A 1161-nucleotide genomic window follows, 5' to 3' on the forward strand; every position below is an offset into this window, starting at 1 on the left:
CATCCACGCATGGCGTGGATCTTATCTCTTGCCGATCTGGCACCTTGGGTGCCGAGAGCCCGGCGTGGGCGACCGTGTGGATCCAGGTCTTGCGACCGAGAAGTAGCTTGGGTCCCCACGCCGGATTCTCCCTGAACCGCCCGAACAGTTGGTTGAGTTGGCGCTCGAACTGATAAGACTGGGCAAGCGGGGAGAGCTCTCGACCCTGTCAGCCTAGCGGAGTTCTGCCATGTTTGGGATCGGGATTGATGTGAGCAAAGCCACGCTGGATGTGGCCGTCCATGGAGAGCAGTTTCGCCAATTCAGCAACGACAAGCGCGGCTTTGTACGCTTAATTCGGTGGCTGAAGACGTGGCCGATCAAGCAGGTCGTTCTTGAGGCAAGCGGGGGTTACGAGCGTGCTGCTCTGGATGTATTGCACGCCGCCGGCCTGCCGATGGTGCGAATCAATCCGGCGCGTGCACGGCGATTTGCCCAAGGCACAGGCCGTGCCGCAAAGACCGATCGGCTCGATGCGACAGTGCTGGCGCAGATGGCCCATTTGTTACCGCTGACCCGCTACGTACCGCCTGCCCCTTGGCAGCAGCGTCTGGCTGAATTTGCGCAATGCCGCAGGCATCTGGTGCAGATGCGGGTCAGTGAGATGCAGCGCTTGCGGCGATTGGTCGATCCGGATCTGATTGCGATGAAGCAACGCCATATAGCCCAGCTATCTGACGACCTGAAGCAACTGGATAAAGCTATTGCCGAGCAGCTTGAGGGACAGCCTGGCTGGAAGAATATCGGCGCGCTCAAAGGCGTCGGCCCCATCCTGATCAGCACACTGGCCTGCGAGTTGCCCGAACTGGGCAGCTTGGGAAGCAAAGCCATAGCATCGCTGGTGGGGTTGGCCCCGATGAACCGCGAAAGTGGCACCTGGCAGGGCCAACGGCGGATCAGTGGTGGGCGCGCAGTGGTACGCGAAGCCCTTTACATGGCGGCCCTGACGGCCATCCGGTACGAGCCAAGACTGCGCGCGTTTTACGCTGGCCTGAAGGCCAAGGGCAAAGCGAGCAAGGTGGCGCTCGTGGCGGTCATGCGCAAAATGCTGGTGATCCTCAACGCCCGTAAGCGGGACGCCGAGGTGGCCCTCGGCTGCCCCTGACAAGACAGTTGCTACTG

At 61.2% G+C, this 1161-nt stretch carries 1 protein-coding gene; it reads left to right on the plus strand.

The window, feature by feature from the left end; all coding sequences use genetic code 11:
• Positions 1-229: 229 nt before the first annotated feature.
• Entirely contained in the window at positions 230-1144 is a 915-nt protein-coding gene (locus VG561_RS21125; RefSeq protein WP_014645756.1) for an IS110-like element ISStma6 family transposase, read from the plus strand.
• The last annotated feature ends 17 nt before the right edge of the window (positions 1145-1161 follow it).

The sequence above is a fragment of the Stenotrophomonas sp. CASM110 genome (genome assembly GCF_049384345.1).
Taxonomy (GTDB): Bacteria; Pseudomonadota; Gammaproteobacteria; order Xanthomonadales; family Xanthomonadaceae; genus Stenotrophomonas; species Stenotrophomonas muris.

What these genes read in the sequence shown, in the direction of transcription:
- VG561_RS21125 (WP_014645756.1), top strand. Translation starts at nt 230, where the DNA reads ATGTTTGGGATCGGGATTGATGTGAGCAAAGCCACGCTGGATGTGGCC.